The 26,013-nt window shown below is 41.9% G+C and carries 28 protein-coding genes and 2 pseudogenes; 8 read left to right on the top strand and 22 right to left on the bottom strand.

All coding sequences use genetic code 11. The annotated features are described in order from the left end of the window. Positions 1-205: 205 nt before the first annotated feature. Positions 206-1,876 carry a glutamine--tRNA ligase/YqeY domain fusion protein gene (locus tag E2R53_RS18615; RefSeq protein ID WP_133313265.1) on the top strand — a complete coding sequence of 557 codons (1,671 nt, stop codon included), beginning with the start codon at positions 206-208 and terminating at the stop codon, positions 1,874-1,876. 604 nt (positions 1,877-2,480) lie between these two features. On the opposite strand, the gene nadE is transcribed toward E2R53_RS18615, so the two are convergent. The 12 genes from nadE to E2R53_RS18680 all read right to left on the bottom strand — a co-directional run bounded on the left by nadE (position 2,481) and on the right by E2R53_RS18680 (position 12,346). After that, the gene (gene nadE, locus E2R53_RS18620) at positions 2,481-3,302 is read right to left on the bottom strand and encodes an ammonia-dependent NAD(+) synthetase (RefSeq protein ID WP_133313266.1); all 822 of its coding nucleotides are present in this window, start codon (positions 3,300-3,302) and stop codon (positions 2,481-2,483) included. A gap of 12 nt (positions 3,303-3,314) precedes the next feature. Then, positions 3,315-3,929 (bottom strand): nicotinate (nicotinamide) nucleotide adenylyltransferase, encoded by a 615-nt coding sequence (nadD, locus tag E2R53_RS18625; RefSeq protein WP_133313267.1) that lies wholly within the window; start codon positions 3,927-3,929, stop codon positions 3,315-3,317. Positions 3,930-3,956: 27 nt separating this feature from the next. Further along, positions 3,957-5,429, bottom strand: a complete 1,473-nt coding sequence (locus E2R53_RS18630) for a nicotinate phosphoribosyltransferase (protein WP_133313268.1) — start codon at positions 5,427-5,429, stop codon at positions 3,957-3,959. A gap of 19 nt (positions 5,430-5,448) precedes the next feature. After that, positions 5,449-5,997 carry a cysteine hydrolase family protein gene (locus E2R53_RS18635; protein ID WP_133313269.1) on the bottom strand — a complete coding sequence of 183 codons (549 nt, stop codon included), beginning with the start codon at positions 5,995-5,997 and terminating at the stop codon, positions 5,449-5,451. 54 nt (positions 5,998-6,051) lie between these two features. Continuing rightward, positions 6,052-6,825 carry an NUDIX hydrolase gene (locus tag E2R53_RS18640; protein WP_133313270.1) on the bottom strand — a complete coding sequence of 258 codons (774 nt, stop codon included), beginning with the start codon at positions 6,823-6,825 and terminating at the stop codon, positions 6,052-6,054. A gap of 202 nt (positions 6,826-7,027) precedes the next feature. Beyond that, positions 7,028-8,053: a pre-toxin TG domain-containing protein gene (locus E2R53_RS23860; RefSeq protein ID WP_435796802.1), complete on the bottom strand. Its 1,026-nt coding sequence runs from the start codon at positions 8,051-8,053 to the stop codon at positions 7,028-7,030. 218 nt (positions 8,054-8,271) lie between these two features. Next, entirely contained in the window at positions 8,272-8,964 is a 693-nt protein-coding gene (locus E2R53_RS18655) for an SMI1/KNR4 family protein (RefSeq protein WP_133313271.1), read from the bottom strand. 15 nt (positions 8,965-8,979) lie between these two features. Further along, positions 8,980-10,908 (bottom strand): ribonuclease YeeF family protein, encoded by a 1,929-nt coding sequence (locus E2R53_RS18660; RefSeq protein WP_133313272.1) that lies wholly within the window; start codon positions 10,906-10,908, stop codon positions 8,980-8,982. 12 nt (positions 10,909-10,920) lie between these two features. Further along, entirely contained in the window at positions 10,921-11,181 is a 261-nt protein-coding gene (locus E2R53_RS18665) for a YwqI/YxiC family protein (RefSeq protein ID WP_133313273.1), read from the bottom strand. Continuing rightward, a complete protein-coding gene (locus tag E2R53_RS18670; protein WP_133313274.1) occupies positions 11,182-11,610 on the bottom strand; it encodes a YwqH-like family protein in 429 nt (142 codons plus the stop codon). 140 nt (positions 11,611-11,750) lie between these two features. Then, positions 11,751-11,981, bottom strand: coding sequence for an excisionase family DNA-binding protein (locus E2R53_RS18675; protein WP_070879744.1), 231 nt, complete (start codon positions 11,979-11,981; stop codon positions 11,751-11,753). 74 nt (positions 11,982-12,055) lie between these two features. Then, positions 12,056-12,346 (bottom strand): hypothetical protein, encoded by a 291-nt coding sequence (locus E2R53_RS18680; protein WP_133313275.1) that lies wholly within the window; start codon positions 12,344-12,346, stop codon positions 12,056-12,058. 211 nt (positions 12,347-12,557) lie between these two features. On the opposite strand from E2R53_RS18680, the gene E2R53_RS18685 reads away from it, so the two are divergent. The 7 genes and pseudogenes from E2R53_RS18685 to E2R53_RS23365 all read left to right on the top strand — a co-directional run bounded on the left by E2R53_RS18685 (position 12,558) and on the right by E2R53_RS23365 (position 19,975). Continuing rightward, on the top strand, positions 12,558-13,520 hold the full coding sequence (locus E2R53_RS18685; protein ID WP_133313276.1) for a D-2-hydroxyacid dehydrogenase: 963 nt from the start codon (positions 12,558-12,560) through the stop codon (positions 13,518-13,520). 88 nt (positions 13,521-13,608) lie between these two features. After that, positions 13,609-15,123, top strand: coding sequence for a UDP-N-acetylmuramoyl-L-alanyl-D-glutamate--2,6-diaminopimelate ligase (locus E2R53_RS18690; RefSeq protein ID WP_133313277.1), 1,515 nt, complete (start codon positions 13,609-13,611; stop codon positions 15,121-15,123). A gap of 121 nt (positions 15,124-15,244) precedes the next feature. Continuing rightward, a complete protein-coding gene (locus tag E2R53_RS18695; RefSeq protein ID WP_133313278.1) occupies positions 15,245-15,619 on the top strand; it encodes a hypothetical protein in 375 nt (124 codons plus the stop codon). Positions 15,620-15,734: 115 nt separating this feature from the next. Then, positions 15,735-17,485 (top strand): annotated as a pseudogene (locus E2R53_RS18700) (LytS/YhcK type 5TM receptor domain-containing protein). Further along, on the top strand, positions 17,472-18,200 hold the full coding sequence (locus tag E2R53_RS18705; protein ID WP_133313279.1) for a LytR/AlgR family response regulator transcription factor: 729 nt from the start codon (positions 17,472-17,474) through the stop codon (positions 18,198-18,200). The pseudogene E2R53_RS18700 and the gene E2R53_RS18705 overlap by 14 nt, the downstream one beginning before the upstream one ends. Before the next feature lie 174 nt (positions 18,201-18,374). After that, on the top strand, positions 18,375-19,826 hold the full coding sequence (locus E2R53_RS18710; RefSeq protein WP_133313280.1) for a carbon starvation CstA family protein: 1,452 nt from the start codon (positions 18,375-18,377) through the stop codon (positions 19,824-19,826). Then, positions 19,826-19,975, top strand: coding sequence for a hypothetical protein (locus tag E2R53_RS23365; protein ID WP_165971033.1), 150 nt, complete (start codon positions 19,826-19,828; stop codon positions 19,973-19,975). Before E2R53_RS18710 ends, E2R53_RS23365 begins: the two co-directional genes overlap by 1 nt. A gap of 33 nt (positions 19,976-20,008) precedes the next feature. On the opposite strand, the gene E2R53_RS18715 is transcribed toward E2R53_RS23365, so the two are convergent. The 10 genes and pseudogenes from E2R53_RS18715 to E2R53_RS18760 form a co-directional block, all read right to left on the bottom strand. Next, a complete protein-coding gene (locus tag E2R53_RS18715) occupies positions 20,009-21,058 on the bottom strand; it encodes a toxic anion resistance protein (protein ID WP_133313281.1) in 1,050 nt (349 codons plus the stop codon). Continuing rightward, positions 21,055-21,714 (bottom strand): 5-bromo-4-chloroindolyl phosphate hydrolysis family protein, encoded by a 660-nt coding sequence (locus E2R53_RS18720; protein ID WP_286166298.1) that lies wholly within the window; start codon positions 21,712-21,714, stop codon positions 21,055-21,057. The genes E2R53_RS18715 and E2R53_RS18720 overlap by 4 nt, the downstream gene beginning before the upstream one ends. Positions 21,715-21,973: 259 nt before the next feature. Further along, positions 21,974-22,387, bottom strand: a complete 414-nt coding sequence (gene gvpU / locus E2R53_RS18725) for a gas vesicle accessory protein GvpU (RefSeq protein ID WP_133313282.1) — start codon at positions 22,385-22,387, stop codon at positions 21,974-21,976. 366 nt (positions 22,388-22,753) lie between these two features. Then, positions 22,754-23,257: pseudogene (gene gvpT / locus E2R53_RS23865) on the bottom strand (GvpT/GvpP family gas vesicle accessory protein); the annotation flags it as partial. Continuing rightward, positions 23,257-23,589, bottom strand: a complete 333-nt coding sequence (locus E2R53_RS18735; RefSeq protein WP_070879567.1) for a gas vesicle protein — start codon at positions 23,587-23,589, stop codon at positions 23,257-23,259. The pseudogene gvpT and the gene E2R53_RS18735, both read right to left, overlap by 1 nt. Positions 23,590-23,618: 29 nt before the next feature. Next, positions 23,619-23,903 carry a gas vesicle protein K gene (locus E2R53_RS18740; protein WP_133313284.1) on the bottom strand — a complete coding sequence of 95 codons (285 nt, stop codon included), beginning with the start codon at positions 23,901-23,903 and terminating at the stop codon, positions 23,619-23,621. Continuing rightward, entirely contained in the window at positions 23,875-24,144 is a 270-nt protein-coding gene (locus tag E2R53_RS18745) for a gas vesicle protein (protein WP_101568588.1), read from the bottom strand. The genes E2R53_RS18740 and E2R53_RS18745 overlap by 29 nt, the downstream gene beginning before the upstream one ends. 18 nt (positions 24,145-24,162) lie before the next feature. Then, positions 24,163-24,972 carry a GvpL/GvpF family gas vesicle protein gene (locus tag E2R53_RS18750; RefSeq protein ID WP_133313285.1) on the bottom strand — a complete coding sequence of 270 codons (810 nt, stop codon included), beginning with the start codon at positions 24,970-24,972 and terminating at the stop codon, positions 24,163-24,165. Between the two features lie 4 nt (positions 24,973-24,976). Next, positions 24,977-25,240 carry a gas vesicle protein GvpG gene (locus E2R53_RS18755; protein ID WP_133313286.1) on the bottom strand — a complete coding sequence of 88 codons (264 nt, stop codon included), beginning with the start codon at positions 25,238-25,240 and terminating at the stop codon, positions 24,977-24,979. Between the two features lies 1 nt (position 25,241). Then, the gene (locus E2R53_RS18760; RefSeq protein ID WP_133313287.1) at positions 25,242-26,006 is read right to left on the bottom strand and encodes a GvpL/GvpF family gas vesicle protein; all 765 of its coding nucleotides are present in this window, start codon (positions 26,004-26,006) and stop codon (positions 25,242-25,244) included. Positions 26,007-26,013 lie beyond the last annotated feature (7 nt).

Genomic DNA, 26,013 nt, shown 5'->3' on the forward strand with positions numbered 1-26,013 from the left:
CTTAATTTTACAGAGGATTCTGAAAAAATATAGTTTATACAAGTAAAGAGCATAAAAACCTTTAGTTCCTTTTTGTCCTTTTTGTTCACGGGTGAAATAACAGCTGAATTCATTTGAATAAATGGCTCGGGAAACATATAATTGTAAAATGAACTGATGATTTATGGATATAATGAAGTTTACATAGAAGAAAGGACGATAAATATTGGAAAATAACTCGTCAAACTTTATCAAAAGCATCATAAAAGAGGACTTGGAGAACGGAAAGCATTCAACGGTCATCACCCGCTTCCCGCCTGAGCCGAATGGATACCTTCATATCGGCCATGCAAAATCAATCTTAATTAACTTTGAACTTGCCGATGACTTTGGCGGCAGAACCAATTTGCGTTTTGATGACACGAACCCTTTAAAAGAGGATCAGGAGTATGTAGACTCCATTAAAGAAGATGTGAAATGGCTCGGTTATGAATGGGATGAGCTTCACTTTGCATCAAACTACTTTGAGGAAATGTACAGCCGCGCTGTTCTTTTAATTAAAAAAGGCAAAGCATACGTAGATGATCTGACTGCTGATGAAATCCGCGAATACCGCGGCACATTGACTCAGCCCGGAAAAGAAAGCCCGTACCGAAATCGTTCCGCTGAAGAAAACCTTGAGCTGTTCGATAAAATGCGAAAAGGCGAATTTGAAACAGGCAGCAAGGTGCTGCGGGCTAAAATCGACATGACGTCACCAAACCTGAATCTTCGCGATCCTGTTATTTACCGCGTATCACACGCGACTCATCATAATACTGGAGATACTTGGTGCATTTACCCGATGTATGATTTCGCCCATCCGTTAGAAGATGCGATTGAAGGCGTGACTCATTCCATCTGTACAACAGAATTTGAGGATCATCGTCCTTTATACAACTGGGTTGTCGAAGAATGTGAAATGGAAAGCAAGCCTCAGCAAATTGAATTTGGCCGCTTAAATATCACGAACACCGTTATGAGCAAGCGCAAGCTGAAGCAGCTCGTTGACGAAGGCTTTGTAGACGGCTGGGATGACCCGCGCATGCCAACGGTATCAGGTCTTAGAAGAAAAGGATACACATCAGATGCCATCCGGAATTTTGTAAGAGAAACTGGTGTGTCTAAAGGATACGGAGCTGTTGACGAAGCCATGCTCGAGCACTTCGCAAGAGAAGATCTTAAGCTGAAAGCTCCTCGTACAATGGGTGTCCTTAAGCCGCTTAAAGTTGTGATTACAAACTATCCTGAAGGCGAATCAGAAATGCTTGATGCAGAGATCAATCCTGAAGTGCCTGAAATGGGCTCACGCCAAATCCCGTTCGGAAGAGAAATCTACATCGAACAGGACGATTTCATGGAAGATCCTCCGAAAAAATATTTCCGTCTCTTCCCTGGCAACGAGGTGCGCCTGAAACATGCTTACTTCATTAAATGTGAAGAAGTCATCAAAGATGAAAACGGAAATGTCGTTGAATTGCACTGCACATACGACCCTGAAACGAAAAGCGGGTCAGGCTTTACAGGCCGCAAAGTAAAAGGCACCATTCACTGGGTAGATGCTGCAAATGCCGTTCCTGCAGAATTCCGTCTCTATCAGCCGCTGATTCTTGACGCAGACCTGGAAGCGGAGAAAAGCGAAGAGGAAGCAGAAGAAAAAACATTCCTTGATTACGTAAATGAACACTCCTTAGAAGTCGTTCAAGGTTTTGTAGAACCAAACATGAAGGACGTAAAGGGTCAGGACAAATTCCAATTCTTCCGACACGGGTATTTCAACGTGGATCCGAAGAATTCAACACCTGAAAAATCTGTTTACAACCGGATTGTTTCTCTAAAGAGCTCGTTCAAATTATAATAAACATAGAAAAGACCTAAATTTTTTCAAAATTTAGGTCTTTTTTTGATGAAATGTTCTTCAGCATTCGATAGGACGATCGAGAAAAGCTTGTCCAATACAGATGAATGACGTCGTCTGGACCGTTCTTTTTACAAATCCAGTCAAAGTCCAACCCGAACATTGCAGAGATTTGGATGGTTTTAATCTTATTTTTTCGCGGTATAAACGTACTAACAAAGAAAAATTAAGGATATACAAAATAAATACTAAGCAGAAAGGAGGACGAAGAATCATGAAAATCAAGGCAGGCAGCTGGAGAATGCTGAGTGTACAGGAAAAACTATTTATTTTGCAGGCAGTGAGCTACAAAATGAAAAAATAAAAAAGTGTGGAGCCCCGGAAGGACCCTTTATCAGCCAAATTCCGCAAACTTTCAGCCGTTATTTCGAATTTTACAGCCCAAATCGAAAAACATTTCAAGAGGAATCATTTGAACGCTATGATTCCTCCATTTTGATTTTGGCGAAGGAAAATGGAATCAAATGTACGCTATGATTCCATTTTCCTCAATCATAGACAAATGTAAAAAGCAGCCGCAAAAATGACGGCTGCTTTTCCTTATTTATTTCCACCATCCATCAAACTTGGTCGCTGGCAGTTGGCGTTTATGCTCAGTCATTAAGTAGCGCTTTTCCACTTTAGAAGCGACTTCTTCTGACACTGATTTTCCTTCTAAGTAATCATCAAGTTCATCATAAGTAATACCCAGCTCTGTCTCATCAGCCTGCTGTGGTTTATTGTCTAGCAAGTCAGCAGTCGGAACCTTCAAGTATAATCTTTCTTCTGCTCCAAGCTCTTTCAGCACGCTTCTGCCCTGGCGCTTAGTGAGACCAGCTAAAGGAAGCAGATCTGCTCCTCCGTCCCCATACTTCGTAAAGAACCCTGTGACAGCTTCTGCAGCATGATCTGTACCGATGACAAGCAGTCCAGCCTGTCCTGCAATCGCATATTGTGTAATCATGCGTGTTCTTGCTTTCACATTCCCTTTATTAAAATCGCTCAGCTCATCCTGAACGGCATCTGCATATTGCTTTTCAAAGGAATCAACCGTCGTTTTAATATCAAACGTGATCGATTGATCCGGCTTGATGAATTTCAGAGCCAGCTGCGCATCATCTTCATCATGCTGAACACCATGAGGGAGGCGGACCGCAATGAACTTTGCATCGCTTTTTCCTTCACTGCGCAATTCTTCAACAGCAAGCTGTGCAAGACGGCCTGCCAATGTAGAATCCTGACCGCCGCTGATGCCAAGAACGAATCCCTTAGCACCTGTTTTTTTCACATAGTCTTTTAAAAATTCAATGCGTTCTCTTATTTCAGCCTTCGGATCAATTTCAGGTTTAACATTTAAATCACTCATAATCTTCTCTTGCAAGCTCATCAAAAATTCCTCCTATTGATATAAAGAATGTTTTTTAATGTATTCATAACAAGCATCAGGCAGCAGGTAGCGCGGCTCCCCGCCTTTTGAAAACTCATCGCGGATGTATGTAGAGCTGATTTCCATTGCAAGACCCTTATCAATCAAGTGAAAAGTTGAGCCGTCATCATGATTCCGCAAAATTGGGGAACGGGAAATCGTCCGGAGCATATCGATGCCTTCTCTGGCCATCACAATAAATTTATTGCTTGAAATCAGTTCCTGATCATATTTCCACTTGCCCTCTGCGATATCAACAAGCAAATCAGCACCCATAATAAAATAAATTTCATCATTCGGGTATTTCTTTTTAAAATGCTCCAGCGTGTAATACGTATAGACATTCCAGGCTTCCTGCTTAATTTCATGATCATCAGCCAAAAACTTATCATTTCCCTTAAGAGCAAGCTCAAGCATATTCCAGCGGTGCAAATCAGATGTCTTCATCAGTTTATCTTTCCGTTTGTTTGAACAAGGCAGAAAGATGATTTTATCCAGCCTGCAGCGATGTGCAACGGTGCTTGCCGTCCATAAATGAACATTTGTTATCGGATCAAACGATGAACCATAAATCCCTATCTTCCCCACTTGAGCTTCTCTCCCATCGTCCCTCTTTTAGTTGTTTCCCTGTTCGATCATGTCTTTAACCTTTGATTTCACTTCTTCGATATTTCGCATCTTATTCTCCCAGCAGCGTTCGCTTAAATCGACCGGGTACTCTTCAGGGTGCATCGTCCGCTTATATTCATCCCATAGGACATCCATATTTTGAGCTGCATAGTCCTGAATCTCCTGGAGCTCAGGAAGGTTATAAACTAATTTTCCATCAACAAAAATATCACGGTGCAGTTCCTTCGCTTCAAAATTCGTTACAAACTTGCTGACGAACGTATGAACCGGATGGAACATTTTTAAGCGCTCCTCTGCCTGCGGATTTTCATCCTCAAGCGCAATATAATCGCCCTCTGATTTTTTATTGACGGAATTAATGATGCGGTATACCTTTTTAATCCCCGGCGTCGTCACTTTTTCAGGATTTCCGCTGATTTTAATAGTATCCTTCATTTCCCCGTTTTCATTTTCAATGGATACTAATTTATAGACAGCACCAAGAGCAGCCTGATCATATGCAGTAATCAGCTTCGTGCCGATTCCCCATGAATCAATTTGCGCACCTTGTGATTTTAAGTTGATAATTGTATTTTCGTCCAAATCGTTCGAAGCAATAATCTGCGTCTCAGTAAATCCTGCTTCATCCAGCATCTTTCTTGCTTTCTTTGACAGATAAGCAAGATCCCCGCTATCAAGGCGAATTCCTTTAAAATTTATCTTGTCGCCAAGCTCTTTTGCCACTTTAATCGCGATTGGAACCCCTGATTTTAACGTATCATACGTATCGACAAGGAAAACACAATCTTTATGACGGCGAGCATATTTATGAAAAGCAGTATATTCATCACGATAAGCTTGAACTAATGCATGAGCATGTGTGCCTGCAACAGGAATGCCAAACATTTTGCCAGCGCGTACGTTTGATGTCGCATCAAACCCGCCGATATAAGCAGCTCTGGTTCCCCAAATTGCCGCATCCATTTCATGTGCTCTGCGTGTTCCGAACTCCATCGCACTTTGATTGCCTACTACATGCTTGATGCGTGACGCTTTCGTCGCAATCAATGTTTGATAGTTCACAATGTTAAGCAAAGCAGTCTCTATCAACTGAGCTTCTGCCAGCGGCGCCTCGATGCGAAGAATCGGTTCATTTGCAAAAACAAGTTCTCCTTCAACCATTGAACGCACATTTCCAGTAAAGCGAACCTCTTTTAAATACTCCAAATAATCTTCTTTATATCCTAATTCATCTCTTAAATACTCTATATCACTTTCTGTAAAGGAAAAACTCTGCAAGTACTCGACAATGCGTTCAAGACCGGCGAAAACCCCATAGCCATTGCTGAACGGCAGCTTTCTGAAAAAGACTTCAAACACAGCTTTCCGGTTGTGCATGTTATCTTCCCAGTACGTTTCAGCCATATTAATTTGGTAAAGATCCGTATGAAGCATTAAACTGTCGTCTGTGTATTTCATCAAAGGAACCTCCATCTGTCTATTCAACCCGTGCATTCAAGCTATTTTTAAAATGAGAAAGCGCCCATGCGTGGCCATCAGGATTAAAGCTTGCCACTGCTTTTTCATGAACAACCATTTTGAAGCCTTTATTAAAACCGTCAACTGCCGTATGCAGCACACAAATATCCGTACAAACCCCAACAAGATGGATTTCTGTAATGCCCCGTGCGCGGAGCTTCATTTCAAGATCCGTACCCGCAAACGCACTGTATCTTGTTTTATCCATCCATTGTACATGATTTTTCTCTTTATTCTGCTCATAAACATCTTCAAGCTTCCCAAAAAGTCTGCGGCCAGCTGTTCCTTCAATGTTATGAGGCGGGAACAAAGCACTTTCAGGATGAAACTCATCATTCTCATAATGCATATCAATGGCAAAAACCACATAATCTCCTGCATCTATAAATGACTCCGTAAGCTTTACAATCTCATCCTCAATCGCCTGCCCAGGCTTTCCGCAAGTAAGGGCTCCATCATCCGCTACAAAATCCACCGTATAGTCAATGTTAATTAACGCTCTTTTCATCAATGTCCACTCCCCTATAGTATTTAACACTTAATGAATTGTTAATTATCAAATCTAATAACGTGCTGTATAAATCGGTTTGACAACATCCATCTCGACAAACGTATAAAGCTGCGTCGGTTTTTTTGACGTCCTTGATGTCTTTCCTTCTGCCTCCTTGATAAATGGCAGCGTCTTAATTTTCCTTGAAAAAGACTGATCACTTGCAATGGCAGGATCATCTGTCACCGTCTTCAGCACCGCCTGCAGCTCCGAATATGTAAAGAATTCAGGAAGAAAATTCTTTGCCACAGTCGTCTGCAAAAGATCATTCCTAATCATTTTAATAGCATCCTCAATAATGTCCCTGTGATCAAACGCAAGATCCAGCTTCAAAACATCGTTGATCGAGAAAAGCTCTACCTCTGCAGCATCATCCTGAGCTTTTCTAAGAGACAGCGAATGCTCAGGAACAATCGCATAATGAGCATTCGAGATAATCCAGCCGCGCGGATCGCGTCCCGGCTTATCATACACGCCAAAGTGCTTCACATGAACACCGGAAACACTCGTTTCCTCTTCCAATTCCCGCTTAGCCGCCTCAAACGCCGACTCATCATCCTGAACAAATCCGCCCGGAACCGCCCACTTGCTTGCCTCAATATTTGGATTCCCTTCTGCATCAAGCGCAGCACGCTGAATCAGCATCAGCTTCAAATCCATCAGCGGCGGCTTATACTCGCCATCGCTTTCAGACACAATCGTAAACACACAAATATCTGAAGTGTATCCATCAGGAGTCCTGTATTTTTTTATATCGTATTTCTTAAGAGCTTCATCGTTTGACATGACTAACTGGCTCCTTAATTCATTTTTAATTAACAAGTTGTTAATTGTTAATTTATTTATACTTTATTTTTGGGAGGGTGTCAATGAATTATGTGGGGAATTTTTGAAATGGTTTTTATTATATTTACGAAAAAAACCTTGAAAGCAGTTAGGTTTCAAGGTTAATGATTAGTTACTATTGGAAAAGTTTCATCAGTTTTATTTATTTATTATTATTTAGAAAATCATCTAGATCGCTGTGAAATCCTCTATGCCGAGATAACGCACTTACTTCTTCATGAGGAATAGGGAGAAAAATCCCGTTTGAACTATGATCCATCTCCATTCCAATCTTTTTAATAATGGGATGATTATATAAGTTTTTAGGAATGATATGCTGAGCTTGATATCCTTTCCAATTTAATGAACGTGGAAAGCCCATAGACTCCATTAAATTCTTACCCAATTCTGTAGAGTTTCCTTTATTAGTATGACCAGGTTTACCAGGTATAAGTCGATTTGCTTGATTAGGAGTAACCGTATCTGTACTCCCCATTCTACCAGAACTACTCATCTGCATAACATCCCGAACTGACTTCGTCTCCACATAAATCTGCTTCACACCAAACCCTGTGTTCGTTCTCATTTCTTGAACATTGACCTTTACAGGTATTGGTAAATCGCCAATCCTACTTCCAATAGTTATTAGCGTGTGCTGCGCAACTGCAAGTTTTTCCTGTACATACTTATTGCTGTATGGAGGCTTAGTAGTTGGAACTTTTCTCGCAGCCAACCGATCAATTCCATAGCCTGCTCCCGCAACTCCCAAGATAGCAAAACCATTAAACAGACTCTGGTTGCGCTGTTCTTCTGTCAGCTCATTCCCAAACATATCTATGCCTAAAACAGCCTCACCCAGCCCATTAGCCGACACCAGCCCGTATATCCCCATCTCCGTCTTCTGCAGCGTGCTAAATGATTTAGAGGTTTTATATGCATCAAGCGCATGGTCTGCCGAATTATAGGCTTTAACTGTTTTATAGATCGCGCTTCCGCCTTTGGCAGCCCGGCCTGCCCAGCCGACGATTGGGATGAAGCCGGCTGCTGCCATGGCTCTGGCTGCGATTCGCTGGGCATCTGTGAGCTTTTCTCCTGTGACGGGGTCGACGCCTTCTGTGGCTCGTTTGTAGTCATAGTAGCCGGATACTTCGCCGGTGAAGGTTTTGTGTCCCAGAGTATTTCGTACCACGGGCGTGCTTCGAGTTCCTAGGGGATTTTCAGTTTCTGGCTACTGCTGCTTGTTCAGGTTCTTTGGAGCTGTTAACGATGTCCCTAATAAGTCCCCGCTCCATGTTTTCTTTTGCTGGGCAAGAGTCATGTTATTGCACGCTTTACCTATAAAACTATAAAAAAAGCCCCCTTCATTGAGGCTTTAATAGCTATGAAACTTACTTCGTATTAAGCTCCTTACTCAAAACCAACAACTATCCACTCATCTACTACATCCCAGAAATTGATATTGTAATCAGGATACTCATCATTCCACCAGAGTGCAGCATTATCATTTTGACCATTTTCAAAATCAAAAACCACATAGCCACCCATTCCATTACTGAAAAATCCATATGATGTTTGTAAATTAATCTTTATAGGATCATCTATTTCATCAAGTATTCCCCATTCATATTCATCAAGGTAGGTAACGGAATTTAATGACACCAGCCCCATTGACTCACTCGCATAATAGTAAAATCCATCATGTATTTTTTCATAAAAGGTTCTTATTGAAGTAGATATCTTGTCCCAATTATTTATCAGTGACTTGTTGTGAAAATGATTATTCGGGTTCTTTCCTTCATAATATAAAATACGGCCTTCAGAATTCTTTATACTGTAAAGAATTGAGTAAGCCCCTTCATTTTCTAAAAGATCTAAATCTATAAGATTACTTTTCAAATATGCTATCGTATTAGACAGCTCTGAGCCTAGATGTTTAGTCCAGTTTTCTAAAAGCAATTCAACTTGCCTTTTAAAGTCTTTTTCCATAAATACATCTACCCATAGACTAGGTATATTATCAAAATTGGTGTTAATTGTATTTTCAAGGTCAATAATTTGAATCTTTTTATTATATTTCTTTAAATAATCTACCTTTTCCAAAACCTCTCATCTCCTTTATGAATCATCCTTTAAAAATTCATCTATTTGTTTCTGCAACTTTATTTCAAGTTCAATTTCTTTTTTCATCATTTTCTCTCTGAATATAGGATCAATTTCTATATTCTCTTTTTTATAAATAGTCCACTCAGAATAAGATTTTGACCCTTTTGAAGTGTTTGCTGTTTTACTTAAACCTATAAAATTTTCAATATTATTCAAAACTTCTAACTGCTGATTATAACTCAAGTTATCAAATCCATTAAGTTTCGAGATTATATCCATGGATACAATGTGATCGGCTTCGAGTCGGGTGGTTATCATTTTTCCTGGAATTGCCGGATCAGGCATAGGCAGTTCAACATCTTTGTTAACCATATCTCTAATTTCTTCAGTAGGCGTTTTTTTTCTTAGTTTTCTATATAAGTCATCTGATATTTTTCTTTCAGTATGTGCATACTTTTTATCTGTAACTCCTTCTTTCATTTTAACAGATTTAGCCTGCATCATCACATCTCTTAATGCCTTAGTTTCCACATTAAAAACATTCATATTTATCCCAGTGTTAGTCGCAATGGCCTCACCCTTTATCCTAACAGGAACCTGAAAATTACCTACTCTTTTTCCAATGTTAGTTAAAATAGCATTCGCGTTTTCTATCTGCTTATTAACAAACTTATTACTATACGGCCCCTTCAACAATCCGCCATTCTTCGCAGCCAATTTATCCAATCCATAAGCCGCACCGCCAACTCCCAGAATTCCAAGAGCCTGCATAAGACTCTGCTGCCTTTGCTGGTCTGTCAGCTGATTCCCAAACATATCTTTGCCTAAAACAGCCTCACCCAGCCCATTAGCCGACACCAGCCCATAAATCCCCATCTCCGTCTTCTGGAGCGTGCTAAATGATTTAGAGGTTTTGTAAGCATCAAGCGCATGGTCTGCCGCATTATAGGCTTTAACCGTTTTATAGATCGCGCTTCCGCCTTTGGCAGCCCGGCCTGCCCAGCCGACGACCGGGATGAAGCCGGCTGCTGCCATGGCTCCGGCTGCGATGCGCTGGGCATCTGTAAGCTTTTCTCCTGTGATGGGGTCGACACCTTCTGTGGCTCGTTTGTAGTCATAGTAGCCGGAAACTTCGCCGGTGAAGGTTTTGGTGGTGTCCCAGAGTTTTTCGTACCATGGGCGGTTTTCGAGTTCCTCGGCGATTTTTGCTTGTTTTCTTGCTTCCGCCTGGTCGTTCTTGAAGGATAGATATTCTTTGGAGCTGTTTTCGATGTCCTTTTTCATTTTGTAGATTTCACTGTTTTGGTAGGCTTTTGCATCGAAGTTGATGGGTGTGATGGTGCTGCCCTGTCTTGAGGACTCGAGCAGCTGACCGAACAGGCCGACCAGGTAGCTTTGATCGTTTTCTGAGATGGCGTATTCTTCTGTCAGCGCCTGATCGAGCTGATTAACCGCGTCTATCGTTTGGGAGCGTTCTTTTTCAGCTTTTGCCATGTGGTCTTCGAATGTGTCGGTTGAAAAAACATGCAGCGGGACAAGATCATCAATACTGCGAAAGATGGACTGAAGAGCATCCTGCTGGCTATGGACCATTTCCTTCGCACGATTTTGAGCACGCGGCACATTTTCTTCTATAAAGGACATTTGGACAAAGGTATCGCCTGAGAGCTTTGCATCTTCCGCATCACCGGGAATCCCTTTGAAAAAAGCGATATTTTTATCTATGAGTCTCATCCAGGCTTCCACAACATCGACTTGTGCAGAATAAAAGCCTTTTATTGCTTCTGCCCCTTTTCCCTGGAATTCATCACCAGAGTTCACGATATCTAAAAACTGTTTTTTCAGCTGATTCAGCTGTTCCTTCAGCTCTTCGTATTGCCTGGCTCTCTTTTCCGTTGCCGACACTAACGTTTTTGCTTCGTAAACTTTAATCGCTGCCACCTCCCTTTTGTCCTATCTGTGGACAATCGCTTCATCTTGTTCTTTCAATGAATCCACATTTGCACGCGTATCTTCTACATTTTTCTGGACAATCGTTACGTACTGCGAGACAAATTGATGAATCATTTCCTCCCGCTCCTGCCATTTAACCGTGAAGTCAAGCTTGTTTTGGCCGGCATCTTCTGGTCCGTCTAAAACTAAGGCATCCAATGCCCGCTTAATTTCATCCAGCTGCTTCATCATCTCGGCATGATTCAGTTTAATTTGGGTCATTTAAAACAACCGCCTTTTTAAATCGTCTATTCTGTTTCCAAGCTCCTCAAATGCATCCTCGCCAACGGCCAGCAGCTTGTCTGCTTCATGCGCTAGTCCGCTGACTGCATTTAAGACCGTTCTGTCGATTTCAAGAGAGGTAATTTTCCACTGAATTCTCTGCTTATAAGCATCATAATCTTCATCTGCAATATGACGCATCACTTTATAAGCTTCATTGCGGTCTTCATGAAAATCATCCGCTCTTGACCCTTTCCATAAATGATCAAGCTCGGGATCAAGAATCTTGCGCATCTCATTCATGCATTCTATCTGTTCATGTTCAATCTGCTGTTTAGCACGCTGAAGTCTATTAATCTGGTCGTTCAGTTCCGAAGATTGATAGGATATCGCACCGTGAATTTGATTCAGCATTTCCGAAAAACCCATTTTGATCACCTCTGACCTGAATTAATTTCCATATTTTATAGTATAAGGTAGATAGTAGCACGGTTGAATAGGACCAATGGCTTTAATTTGACAGCGGTCATGTTTTTCCTACAAAAAAGAAGTGCAGAGTGTGCACTTCTTTAATCTTCATCTTTGATGTCAATGTCTTCGGGAATTGGTTTGCTCAGCCACTCTTCCAGCTGTTCTTTGTATTTTTCCATCTGTTCCAAATGTGTCGTAAACTGCTCTTTGTTGATCAAATACTGCTCTCCGTCATGAACTGCTCTGATTTGCTTCTGCAAAATCAGATTTTCAATATACGCTTCCGGCATGGACAAATGCTCAGCTGTTTCTTTAACTGTAAGATACATGTTCAATTCCCGCTTTCCCTGCATAATTGGTATCCATTATTATAGTTGGATTATGCAATAAAGGAAAGCCGCATTCATTTAGCACGGCAAATTCGGTTCAATGCTCCGCTCTCGTGATCGACAGAAAAATAAAAATCCGGCCAGGACTCTGATTGATGATTTTCCATCCCGCAAACAACGGCTACATCAGCGCTTAGATGCGATGACAAGTAGAGAAAGGAATAGCCATTTGGACATCTTACATGAAATAACTGATTGCCTTCCACGTCATAGCCAATCAGAAACTGAGGGTTATTCTCATGATCACCCGCTAAAGCCAGAACCCTGCTGACACTTGGATAAAAACGCTCTTGAAGTATCTTCATTTTTTTGAAAATCACCTCATTATCTAATAGTTCCGAAACTAGGAAATTTTCCCTCCTAACTCTTTACCCAATTTTCACGCGGAAAAACTATATTTTTTAAAAAATCAGACAGAAAGAAATGTATATAGTTCCCATAAAACTTCCCATGCATAGCTAAATCGAATTTTCTGATAATATTAACTTCATACGAACATTACTGGGAGGATTAATCATGACAAAAAGAAAACTTATCATCGCACAAGATCTTGATCAAAAACACATCAATGAGATAACAGCTATCATTCCTGACTGGGAAATTATCGCAGGAAGAGACAAATCCGTCTGGCAGGATCACCTTAAGGATGCTGAAGTGATTGCCGGGTGGAAAAAAGAGATGGAAGAAGATTGCCTTGCAGCGGACTCAAAGCTTAAATGGGTCCAGTCCTGGAGTGCCGGAGTCAATAATATGCCGCTTCAAGCACTTAATGAGAAAGAGATTCTCTTAACCAGCGCAAACGGTGTGCACGCTTTCCCAATTTCAGAAACGATTTTTGCCCTTATGCTCGGGCTGACTCGAAAAATACATACGTATGTTAGAAACCAAGCCGAACGGAAGTGGCATCATGCTGATATGAAGCTCGAGATTCACGAAAAAACAATTGGCATTATTGGAGTTGGAGCGATTGGCCAGGAAACAGCTAAGATCGCCAAAGCGTTTGGCATGAACGTGATTGGTGTGCGCCATTCGGGCAAGCCTGCAGAGTTTGTGGATAAAATGTATACAAGTGATCAGCTGGATCATGTCCTTCCTCAGTGTGATTATGTGGCCGTAACATTGCCGCTTACAAAAGATACTCATCAGCTTTTCAAATACGAGCAGTTTAAAAAAATGAAGTCCTCTGCCTTCTTTATTAATATTGGCAGAGGCGAGACTGTGGCTGAGGAAGATCTCATACTAGCGCTTCAGGAAAAAGAAATTGCAGGAGCAGGCCTTGATGTGTTTGAAAATGAACCGCTTGGGGAAAAGAGTCTCTTGTGGGAGTTTGAAAATGTGATTATTACCCCGCATACATCCGGTTCAACAGAATACTACAACAAGCGCCTTGCAGAAACCATTCTGATTCCTAATTTGAAGCAGTATCTAACGGGAGACACCCCTTCGATAAACTTAGTCGATTATAAAAAAGGATACTGATTGTTATAAATTTTTAGTATAGGAAGAGCGCTTGTATTGGAAAATATAAAGACTAATTCAAATCCAGAATCATAAATGAGGAACACGAATGATTATACAATTTGATCAACTAGAAAACCTTACTCTGCAGCATATTTTCGGACAAGCCTCTCAAAACATAACAAGCCTTGCTTTTCATTCAAAACAGGTCAAGCCCGGTGCCCTTTTTTTCAGCATGAAAGGCGAGGAGCATGACGGTCATCAGTATATTGATGAGGCACTGGCGCACGGCGCAGCTGCCGTTATCGGAACGAGCTTTGAAAAGCTCGGGCAGCTGAGCCGCGACTATCCTGATCATACTTTCATTCTTGCAGAAGACGTTAGAGAAACAATGGCTCTTTTTGCAAAAAGGTTTCATAATCATTCTGATGAAAAACTTAAAACCATAGGGGTTACAGGAACCAATGGAAAGACGACTGTTGCGGCGTATGTGCGCTCTCTTCTGACGCTGTTAGATCTTCCAGCCGGTTCAATCGGAACAACTGGAATATGGGCGTCTACACATAAGCTGTCATATAAAAAGAGCACACCGACAACTCCTGAATCCACCGATCTTCATCAAATCTTTCATGATTTGACGGAGCTTGGCGATAAAGCAGCTGTGATGGAGGTTTCCTCCATCGCAACAGACCAAAAACGAGTGCACGGCATCGAATTTGATGCAGCGATTCTTACTAACTTTTCTGAAGAACACCTTGAATATCATAAAACGATTGATCATTATAAAAAATGCAAACTGGCTCTTTTTGACCAGGCAAAATCTGCTGTTATTAATCTTGATGACATGGATATGGGGCTTGAGCTTGCACAAACATACAGCGGAAAAAAAATGACCTATAGCTTGTCTCCGGTAAGCGGGGCTGATATCAGTGCCGACAACATTCAATTTTCCGATATAGGAACTACTTTTGATCTTTCTTATAATGGGAAGATTCATCAGGCAACAGCTCCTATTTTCGGAACCTATAACATTGCCAACGCACTTGCTGCGATTGGAACAGCCCTTTTATTCAACTACAAAATGGAAGATATTCTGCGCGTCCTCCCGTTGCTTGAAAGCCCAGAAGGACGCTTCCAGGTTATTACCGGGCCGGACAACAAGAAAATCATTCTGGATTATGCCCACACACCTGTTGCACTTACCCGTCTGGTGGAAGAAGTAAAGAAAATGGAATACAACCGTCTGATTGTCATGATTGCAGGAATCGGCATCCGCGACTTTAATAAAATGCCTAAGATGGCCGCAGCCATTGAAGGACATGCAGACGAAGTCATTGTAACGGTAGACCACCCCGGCAATCATGATCCTCAAATCATCATTGATCAAGTGATGAAAGGATTTTCGCAGCCGAAAGCGCCAAACATCAAAGCAGCCCTCACTCGTAAAGAAGGAGTCATCGCTTCTCTGGCAGCAGGTGAACCAGATGACATCATTCTCCTTACCAGCGGCTGTATAAATGGAGCGCAAATTGTAAAAGGCAAAGAAATTCCTCATTCAGACGAGGAAATCATCGAATCTCATTACCAATCTTATTATCATGACTGCCATGAGCTTGAAGCATAAAGCTCATGGCTTTTTGCTGCTTCCAGAAATTTATTAGGCTGTCTATAGGCATCTGCCCTGCCACTCCTCATCTTGTTACATAGGCTATTTAAGTAACATGACACAAAGGAGTGAAGCCCACATGAACCCATATCAGTTTTATCAAGGTTATGTCCCTCAGCAAACAGACTATTATATGAATTATCAATACAACCCTTATCAGCCGCAGCAAGTGCAGGACCAATTCGATCCAGATCGTCAGCCGCCTCAATTTCAGTCGCTTGAAAGAAGAATTAATGCGTTAGAAAGACAAAACGAGCAGCAATCACGTGAGATTAATCGACAAAACCAGGAAATCAGAAATCTTAGAAGAGAGCTTAACCAGACAAATCAAGAAGTGACTCGTCTTAATCAAGTCGTCGAGCGTCACACAAGACGTCTGAACCGCTTAAACCAGCGCCTTCGTGCAGTCGAAAACAGACTCAACATTCCGTTTACAGCTGAAGACGGGTTTTAATAGCCAAAGCAGCCTTTTCGCTGCTTTTTTGTGTGCCAAAAACCCTCTGCTTTGTAAAAAGCCTGCATTCCATTAGAATAAGAACATATTCTTTTATCCAAAAAGGAGCAAATGTATGTTTGAACTGCTGATTACAATGCTCGAACGGCTCAGTATTATTGTAACAATCGCATTTATTCTGACGAGATTCCGCTTTTTCAGAAGCATGATCTATCAGGACCAATTAAACCGCAGCCAGCAGTATACAGCCATTCTTTTCTTTGGCTTTTTCGGAATCATCGGCACTTATTCAGGCTTGTCACTGAGCACAGAAACACTCGAGTTTAACCGGTGGGCTTCAGGGCTTGCCTCTGATGAAGCCATTGCTAATTCGAGAGTCATCGGTGTCGTGCTTGCCGGGCTTTTAGGCGGCTATAAGGTCGGCATAGGAGCAGGGCTGATTGCGGGGATCCATCGCTTTACTCTTGGAGGATTTACCGCTCTTTCTTGTGGACTTGCTTCTATTATTGCTGGAGTTTTGGCAGGGGCTTTCTTTAAAAAGAATGCTCAGGTTAAGCTTTCTTCCGCTTTTCTTATAGGAGCTTTAGCTGAAACCATTCAAATGGCGGTCATTCTGCTCGTATCACGGCCGTTTGAAAAAGCGCTTGTGCTTGTCGAAATGATTGGCGTGCCAATGATTCTTGCAAACGGTCTCGGTTCCGCTCTATTTCTTCTCATCATAAAAAATGTAGTGAATGAAGAAGAAAAAGCGGGTGCCCTGCAGGCTCAAAAAACACTGCGAATCGCCGATCAAACACTCGCCTATCTTCGGGGCGGCATGAATACGCAATCGGCTCAGGCAGTTTGCCAAATTCTTCATATGGAAATTAAGACAAGCGCTGTTGCGATGACAAGTAAAACCGAAATTCTGGCTCATGTCGGTCTCGGAAATGATCATCACCGTGTGAACAGCCCGATTCAAACACAAATAACAAAAGATGTGATTCGTAATGGTAATCTGATTATTGCCAGTGACAGAACCATTCATTGCAGAGAAGCAACGTGTCCGCTCGGTGCCGCTGTAATCGCACCGCTTAAGCAGCGCGGGGAAACGATTGGCACGATGAAATTTTATTTTGAATCTAAAAAAGAAATTACGGATATTGTTATGGAGCTGATTACCGGCCTCAGCAGCCTGCTTGGCAATCAGCTTGAAATCGCTGAAGCGGATAAAGCCTATCAGCTCGCTAAAGAAGCTGAAATCAAGGCACTTCAAGCCCAAATCAGTCCTCACTTTCTTTTTAATTCATTAAACACGATTGTCTCTTTGATCCGGATAGATCCTGCAAAAGCAAGAAAGCTTCTTGTCTCTCTGTCACATTTTTTAAGATCCAACCTTAACGCTACCACCATTGTCATGACCACACTTGAGCAGGAGCTAAAGCATATAAAAGCTTACCTTGCAATTGAGGAAACGCGTTTTGTTGACAAGCTGTCGGTTCATTATGAAATCGATGATGATGCACTCTTTGTAAGAATCCCGCCTTTGAGCCTGCAGCCTATTGTGGAAAATGCGGTCAAGCATGGCATTAAGGATAAGGAAGAAAACTGGTGATCACCATTACCGTACATCGAAAAGACGGAAAAACCTGCGTAAACGTAAAAGATAATGGACATGGAATGAGTACAGAACGGGCCAGACAGATTGGGAAAGAAACCGTGCAATCTGCACATGGATCAGGTCTTGGTCTGTATAACGTCAACCGAAGATTAACCATGATATTCGGCAGCACTTCTGCCCTTCAGGTGAAAAGTGTGTCAGGTCATGGAACAGAGATCTTTTTTACGATTCCGCATACGGAGGAAAAAACAAATGGAGACAATTAAAGTCGTCATTGCGGATGATGAACGGTACAGCCGCGACGAATTAAAACATTTATTAAGTGAATTCTCATCAATCCAAATCATTGGAGAAGCCGATACAGGTGAAGCTGCCGTCATGAAAACACTTCAGCTTCAGCCTGACGTCGTTTTTTTAGACGTTGAAATGCCTAAAATGAACGGCATGGAAGCGGCGAAATCACTGATGGAATTAAAGAAAGTCCCATTGATTGTGTTTGCGACAGCCTATCCTCAATTTGCGGCAGAAGCCTTCAGATACGAAGCAATCGATTATATACTGAAGCCCTATGATGAAGAGCAGCTAAAGCAAACTGTGCAGAGAATGGAAAAGTTGCTGATTCAGGCCAAGAGTTCCGAGAAAAGTACAACACCCGGGAAGCTTGCCCTAGAGGTTGAAGGAGAAATCATCTACCTAGAACCAAAGGATATTTTATATATGTACCGCGATGAAAAAGTTACTAAAATCATTACAAGGACAAAAAGCTTTGATACAAAAACACCATTAAAAGACTTAGAATCCCGATTAGGCCCGTACTGTTTCTTTCGAATCCACAAAAGCTACCTTGTCAATTTGGATTATGTGGCAAAGCTCACTCCGTGGTTCAATGGGGCCTATCAGCTTGAACTCGAAGGAACCGAGGAGATGCTTTCTGTCAGCAGGAATTATGTGAAGTCACTGCGGGAGCGGCTGGAGATATAATGGTTTTTGAGAAAGCATGGAAAACTCCTGCTTTCTTTTTTTTGCATCTAAATCCTTTATTTCTGCATGTTACCCCTCTATTTCTGCATCTTGTACACAAAACGTCCATAACTCCCTGTGGTCCTTTATACTTATGTAAACGCATACATTATTGATTATTCAAGGAGGGTTCCTATGTATACATTTCTGGCAGGTGTTGTCCTTTTAATTGTTGGTTATTTTACGTACGGTAAATTTGTTGAAAAAGTGTTCGGTGTAAACGAGGGCAGAACGACTCCTGCCTTTACTCATCAGGACGGTGTTGATTACCTGCCGATGAACACGAAAAAAAATTCATTGATTCAGCTGCTGAATATTGCTGGTGTAGGTCCGATTTTCGGCCCAATTATGGGAGCGCTTTATGGGCCGGTTGCCTTCCTCTGGATCGTGTTCGGCTGTATATTTGCAGGAGCCGTGCATGACTATTTAACAGGCATGATCTCTATTCGCAACCGAGGGGCTCATTTACCTGAGCTTGCCGGTAAGTTTTTAGGAAAAGTGATGAAGCATGTTGTAAACGCATTCGCGATTCTTTTGCTTTTATTAGTAGGAACCGTGTTTGTTACAGCACCAGCCGGGCTGCTTTACAGTTTAATGAACGGCTGGGCAACAATGGGACTTATCCTTGCAGCAATCTTTATTTACTATATCTTGGCGACATTGCTTCCTATCGATAAAATCATCGGAAGATTCTATCCGATCTTTGGCGCATTGCTTTTAATCAGTGCGATTGGTGTTGGCGGAGGTTTGGTCGTTACAGGCGCTCCAATTCCAGAGCTTACGCTTGCTAATCTTCACCCTGATAATATTCCAATCTTTCCATTGCTGTTCTTGACGATTTCCTGCGGGGCGCTGTCTGGCTTCCATGCTACGCAAACGCCGATTATCTCAAGAACAACTCAAAATGAAAGACAGGGACGCAAGATTTTCTACGGCATGATGATTGCTGAAGGTGTCATTGCGATGATTTGGGCTGCTGCAGCAATGAGCTTATTTGACGGCGGCACAGGCTTGAACGAGCTGCTTGCAGAAGGCGGACCTGGGGCAGTAGTAAGTGAAGCTTCTACTCTTATGCTTGGAGCAATCGGAGGAACACTTGCCGTACTTGGCGTTATTATCCTGCCGATTACATCAGGAGACACGGCTTTCCGAAGTGCACGTATGATTATTGCTGATTACTTCAATATTTCTCAAAAGAAAATGTCAAGCCGTTTATGGATTGCACTTCCATTGTTCGTCATCTCTTTTGCTCTGACAAAAATTGATTTCACGATTCTATGGAGATACTTCTCATGGGCAAACCAATCGACAGCCGTTATTGCGCTTTGGGTTGGCACCATGTACCTTTTCATCGCCAAGAAAAACTACTGGATTGCCATGATTCCGGGAATTTTCATGACGATGGTAACGGTGACTTACATCTTGAATGCACCAATCGGATTCGGATTATCAATGACAACATCCTACATTGGGGCAGCTATTGCTACGATTGCGGTTATCGTTACTTTCTATATCGCAGCTAAGAAAGCAAGAGCCAATAACCTTCCACTTGAAGATGACGTTTCAGGCTGGAAGCAGGTATCATAATGGGCTGCTGCAGTCCGAATTTCAGGCAAACAGTTAATGAGGAAGAAGAAAAGCTGAATCGCAAGGGAACAGATCGTGCTCCATTGCGATTGAAAATTGCAGGAAGTTTGGTGATCGCAGGCGGGATACTTGCTGTGATCCTTACGTAAAAAAGCAGGAACCAATAACGGTTCCTGCTTTTTTCATGCCTGAAGCTTCTGCTTTAGTTCGCTTTCTCTTGCCATAATCTCAGCTTCTGTTTCCTCGCGTTTGTTTTTTCCGTCCACATGGATTCTCATCGTTTCCTGTATGGAAGCCTGAAGGTTTTCTTGTATTTCTTTCAGCGTATCTAAATCAAACATGCTGCGCTTCGCTCCGCTAATGACCGCGGCCTGCTTTTGATAGAGTTCATTTGTTGGCTCAGAAATCTTCCTTCCAGCATCTGCAGCGCTCTTTTGTCTGATCAGAGTCAGTGCAATGGACACCTGATTCTTCCAAAGCGGAATGGCTGTTACGAGGGAGGATTGAATTTTTTCAGCCAGCTTTTGATTTGTTTTTTGAATCATGCGAATTTGAGGTGCACTTTGAATAGTTATTTCCCTGCTGATTTTCAAGTCATACAGCCTCTGATCCAATTGATCTGCAAATTGAAGAAGATCCTCCAATTCCTGCTGCTTCATAGGATCACTCGAATCTGCATTTTCTCTTTTAAGTTCAGGAATGGTTTTGTTGTGCAGTTCCTCAAGCTTCATTTCTCCTGCTGCAATGTACACATTCAGTGAGTGAAAATAGTCTTTGTTATTGTCATAAAGTCTATCTAGCATCACAATATCAGATAAGAGCATATTTTTGCTGCGCTCAAGTCTTACGCTGATTCTGTCAATCTGTGCCCCTGTTTTATGAAATCTGGAGAGGACTTCCTGAATGGATTTCTTTCGTTTACCAAACAGACGCGCTAAAAATGAGGTTTCTTCCTGCTGTAAATCGTCAGGACGAACCTCATTCAGGTTTTTCATGAATTCGTCGAGGATTTCGCCAACCTGCCCGATATCCTTTCGCTGCACCTGCTCAAGCATGACAGTTGAGAAAGCTAACAGCTTGGATTGTGCAGGCAGTCCGAATGCTACTAATAACGCATGGTTTTTGGGGTTAATCTGTTTGGCCAGCTCGTGTGCCCTTATTTTTTCCTCTTCAGAAAGCACGTCAATTAGCCGGGCTGTGTTTATTTGCTGAAAAAAATCAATTTCATTCATTTAAATTTCCGGCTTTCATCAAGATGTTTCGTGTCTTGATTCGTTTTAATGGAATGTTTGGCTACATCGATTTCAAGATTAAGCTCATCGACATCATCCTGTACCATTGAGTACAAATCCTGTTCAATCAGACGCGTCAAATCGTTTAATGTTTTTCTCGTTTCATTTAATGATTTCTCAAGCTCCCAATTTCTCTTAGGCTGTGAGGACAGGAAAACGTATTTCTCAGCGAGCATCACAGCCGAATCCAAATGAGAAAAGAAAAATTTCTCCGCTTTGTAAAAACGTCTCGGCTCTCTTATTGTTAAGCTGTAAATTCTTCTGGCAACACGCACAAGCTCGATTCGCTCTTTTAAAGAAGGAAGATGGCGAATAGTTAAAAGCGTCTTCTGCAGGCGGGCCATCTTAGGCTTCGCTTCCTCAAGCTGTTTTTTAATGTATTTATAATCTTTGCGGGTAAGGGAATTTTTCTTTAAAAACCTGGAGTTCATACTCACTGAAGCAATTGAATAAGCAGAGGCTCCACCTGCGAGCGAATAAGCAGCTGCCGCTAATAAAGGCTGATCAAAACCGATTAAACTCACAGTCCCGACTGTCCCTGCAGCCGGAATGGCCGCAAGCATCCGGACACTGAATGCCACAAAGGGATTCATCATCAATCGACTCCTAACATAAAGTCTCTATTTTAATACGTATGTATATAGGAAGGGGTTTCAGTCCTGGCGGGATAAAAATGGAAAATAATCCTTTATCATTAATATACATCATTGCTGCCGATTTTTCTATTGGTCGGCAATAGTAGGAGATATAGGGCTTGAGGCTTAGAGAGGCTGAAGGATGGCACGAGATGTCACTTCAAACCATAGATTTTCTCCATAAAAAAACAGCCGGGAATTGGCTCCCGGCTGTTTGTATTTATTCTGATTTCTTGCTTGCTGGTCTCGCATCTGAAATTTTCCCAAGGAAAAATCCATTGATTTCGCTTAATTTGCCTCTCCAGAGGATTTGTCCTTTGGAAGGGGTGGATTTGCTGTCCCCAATATACACTTTCGTGTTTTTCAAATGAATGAAATGGGCTTCAGCATCCCCGTTTGATTCAACGGATTCGCTTGCAAGAGATAATTGCTCGCTTAACTTCTGTGCGACTTCACTGCCGTCTTCAAACGTTTCACTCAGTGCATCAAAGTATTCCTTAGCGGAAACCATTGTGCCTGAAATGACGGCACCGTTCACGTTTAACGTGATGTCCAGCGCAAAGCCGTGTTTATTTGAAGCCTGTACAAAGAACTCAAGTACACTGTCTTTTGATGAGGCTGTTGCTGTACTCATCTCCACGTCTCCTCCTTTCGCTCTCAGTTAAGATGATGTGTCATCGTCGCTGCTTAGAGAAGTATCTTCTGATTCTTCTTCATCTTTTTCATTTTTTGCTTTTGCAGATTTTGAAGCCTTAGGCTTTCTTCCGCGTGCTGATTTTTTTTGCGGCTTTTTCACTTCATCTTTGCCATCGTACATCATTTCTTCTTCTTCTTCGTCTTCTTCAATTTCATCATCACTATCATCATCTTCGTCTTCATCTGATTCATCAGATTCAGCCTTTGATTTGCTTGTTTTCTTCTTGCTTGGTGTTTCTTCTTCCTCTTCGTCGTCCTCTTCATCATCTTCTTCTGTGCTGCTTTGGCCGCTTAATTGGTTCATTTTTTCCTCAAGCTGCTGAAGACGTTCTTGAAGAGTTTCGTTTTCTTGCTTTAATGCTTCGAAATCTTCATTTGAATTCGAAGATGAAGTTTCTTCTTCTGATGAATGATTCACAGCTTCTTCTTGATCAGCATCTTCTGACTTCGTTTTGTCTTTTTTGAATAGATTAGTAGCTGATGATTTTAAGCTTGAAGCACCTTGGAATGATTTTTCTTTTGCTGCTTTTCCAAAGTCTGCAGCTTTGCTTTTTAATTCATCTGTATCAATACGGGCAAGCAGCTTCTTTCCGTTTTCTGGTGTAGCCAGATATCCAACTGTTGCTCCAAGGATACTTCCTGCAACTGTGCGTTTGATTGGTGCGCTTCTTCTTGAAGATTTTTCTTGAGTTGATTGCTCTTTATTTGAGTTCTCTTTGTTCGCGTTCTCTGCTTTCGTATTTCCCTTTTGATTTTCCACCTGTGTGTTGTCTAATTTTGTTTGTTCTGCCATTGTAAATCCCTCCATTATTTTAGTTGGTTAGCTGTATTTAAACGATTTGAGCCAAGCTGATTTTCAAGCAGCTCTAATCGTTCATTCAATTTCTTGTTTTCTTCTTCCAGTGCTTTTGTGTTGTTATTCTCCGCTTTGGAGCTTAGATAAGGATCATTCTCCCACCAGTCCATGCCGATTTCTTTTGCTTTATCAACAGAAGCGACAATGAGGCGGATTTTAATTGTCAGCAGTTCGACATCCGCAATTCCGACGGTAATATCGCCTGCGATGACGACCCCTTTATCCAAAATCTTTTCAAGTACATCTACAATCGAGCTCGATTGTCCAGTAGTTTGGACTGCCATTACATGTCCCTCCAAGTGGCCGCGTTAGGTTATAACAAGCTGCCTAAAGGACCGAGATCTATATTCAAATCTTCGGCATCAAGGCCAAAGACTTCTTTCAATTCTTCCATTTTTTCTTCAAGGTTCATCAGGGCAACACCCAGATTTTCAATTTGCTCGTCCGTCAGCATTCCGCCCTCCACCCGCCGCATCGCATGACGTTCGACAATTTGCCGGAGAAGTTCAACGACTGTCAGGACTAGCTGCGCAAGTCCGTGTTCGGCATTGTCAGGATCAAGCTGGATTCTACCATTTGTTTGGCTGGCCTGTTGCATCAACTAACTCCTCCCTCTGCTTATCGAATTGATCCGATGTGACGGGCTTCCGGTTGCCTGCTTTTGATTGAACAAGCGTTTCAACTGAAGCAATCAGCACCCTCAGATCCAAATACACAAGATCTACACCTGCTATCGAAATGATTAAATCACCTTTGATCGCCACACCCTTGTCGAGAATGACATCTAAAATATCAATAAGTGCTATATCCTTGTTTTCTACTGATTCTCTAAGAGACATCTGTCAGATCCCTCACTTCTATGAAAAACTGGAGAAATGGTACGCCGGCCATGGGCCTGTAGCTTCGAATCTCCAGCCAGTGCCGCCAAGTTCCTGTTCAAACTGCTTCATTTCTTCCAGAAAACTCTCCACATTCGGAATCGGAAGAAGAAATACGCTGTTCCAGGCCATGTTTTCTTTTAGACCTGTAACATCTTTGCTCCAATTTTTCTTAATAGCTGCGTGAAGCGAATGCTCCTTCAGCTTTTCATGCACTTGTTCACAAACTCGATTCTTTTCATTTTCAAGCTCATTCTCAATCAGCTTATCAATCTTCTTCTTTTCGAAAAATTGTCTTCCGCGGGGAAGTTCACTTATTTCCTGCTTCTTCGCTTCAATCGCTTCATTATTTTCACTTACCTGCTTCTTCAGCTCATTATCATCTGAATAGATTTTCACATTCCATTCTTCATTTCCCTTAAGCTTAGAAAGAGTTTCTTCAATCCTTGTTTGATTGGATTGAATGGTTTGCTGCAGGCTTTCTTCATTTTTATAAATCGTGCAAAACTTCAGCGGAATGATCGTAAAGCTTTTATAAAGGGCAGCAACCGTTTCATGATGATGGAACGCTTTTTCTTGCAGCCAATCCATATCACTGTCGATCTTATCTTTAATGGCTTCTTCTGAATAATGATCAGAATCCAGTTTGCAAACAACTGCGGTGACATTGTCGATCGGAATGGTGTACAGCTTTCGTTCACCATCAAAGCCTGTGAAAGATGGAAACGATTGATGTGCTGCCGCTTCTTCAGTTGGAATCAATCCATATAAATAAATCAAATCGCCCATCTGCTTATCCCTCGTCTCTTGGTTTCGTCAGCTTATCCCACTCTTCCATTTCCCTGCGCTTGGCGATTTCATATCTCATCAAAAGCTCATCTTCTTTTTCTTGAAAAGCTTTCTCTGGAATCTCGCCAAGCTCAAACATCATTTGGAGCTGGATCAATTTTTGCTGAATGGTTGGAAGATCATATAACTCTTTCTCTGCTTCTTCCTGAACCTTTTGCCCGATTTTAACTACGAGATTCATTGGCGCGGTAACCAACTTATGAATCATGTCAGCTTTCCTCTACTTTTAACCTGATGTTCACAAAGTTGTATGCAGGCCATGGACCGCTGTAGTTAAAATCGACTTTATCTTTCCAGTTTTCATGTGCTTCATTAACCCTCTGATCAAATAGCTCTTCAGAATCACGGTCAATTAAGAATGCTGCGTTTAAAAGCATGGTTTCGCCAGTTGGTTCATTTGCTTTAGCGGCTTCAGCTGCTTCTTCAAGCGGGGTGAATACCTCTGCTTTTACTTCGTTCTGCAGATCAGCAAATAATTTCTGAGCAATGCCGCCAAGCTGAATGCGTTCATAGTAACCGGCCGCTTCAGACTTGCCTTTCACAGATGCGGATATTTTCCCTACCTCTGGATGCTCATTTACTTTTTTCTCAAGCCAATCTTTTTTGCCGATCACTTTCAACCCGACTTCAATCTTGCCTTTAATTGCCGGGAAAAGCTTTTCAAACTGAGGATACAGATTTTCCAATAGAACTTTCACATCTTCTTTGGATTTAAACACATTCCCGAAACTGATTGGAATGACTGTATCATTTTTGCTCATAATTTCGGCAACTGCATGCTGATGCATCATTAAATTTTGACGATTCGGATTATAGATTTTCATTGGAACCTCGGCCGCAACCATCGCTGCATCTTTATAGCGAATCGTAAAGGTTTCCCTCTCTTCGCCTTCAATTTCGACCGTTCCAAAATCGCCATCTTCTGTCGTTTGAATTCCGCTGAAAATATAAATACCCATTTCTTGTTCACTCATTATCAAA

Origin of the sequence: Peribacillus frigoritolerans (genome assembly GCF_004358755.1) — a bacterium.
In the GTDB taxonomy this organism is placed as follows: Bacteria; Bacillota; Bacilli; order Bacillales; family Bacillaceae; genus Bacillus_P.